This is a genomic window from Alkalithermobacter paradoxus (assembly GCA_002029295.1).
Classification (GTDB): Bacteria; Bacillota; Clostridia; order Peptostreptococcales; family Peptostreptococcaceae; genus Alkalithermobacter; species Alkalithermobacter paradoxus.
Genome location: MZGW01000039.1, coordinates 1 through 548, shown reverse-complemented (window position 1 = coordinate 548; position 548 = coordinate 1). Strand labels below are relative to the sequence as shown.

Below are 548 nucleotides of genomic sequence, written 5' to 3'. Positions count from 1 at the left end.
AATGAGACGAAATTAATTACAAAAAGTATTGTTGACCCTGACTGTGGTATGTTTCATAAAGGAGAGAAAGAAAGAGTTTTAGCTTATTCTATTCATGCTGCATGTGATAAAAAGGGGTTTGTATTATCAGCTAAAGTTAGCGCAGCTAATGTACACGATAGTGTTGTTTTTAAAGAGTTATATGAAGACGCTAGGCTAAAATTCAAAGAGATATCTGCTGTCGCAGTAGATGCAGGATACAAAACTCCATATATATGTAAAATTTTGTTAGATGATAAAGTTACTCCTGTTATGCCGTACAAACGACCTGTAACTAAAAAAGGTTTTTTTAAGAAGCATGAGTTTATTTATGATGAATATTATGACTGCTACATATGTCCGCAAGGAGAGATTTTAAACTATTCTACAACTAATAGAGAAGGCTATAAAGAGTATATATCAAATTCTAATGTTTGTTCAAAATGCGAGTTTTTACACAAATGTACTGATAGTAAAAACAATAAAAAGGTAGTATCTAGACATGTTTGGGAAGAATATTTAGAAGAAGC

General features: G+C 31.4%; 1 protein-coding gene. It reads left to right on the top strand.

Going from position 1 to position 548, the window contains the following annotated elements:
• Window positions 1-548: transposase (locus CLOTH_RS10510; protein WP_158080510.1), on the top strand; the 548-nt coding region annotated here is incomplete at both ends.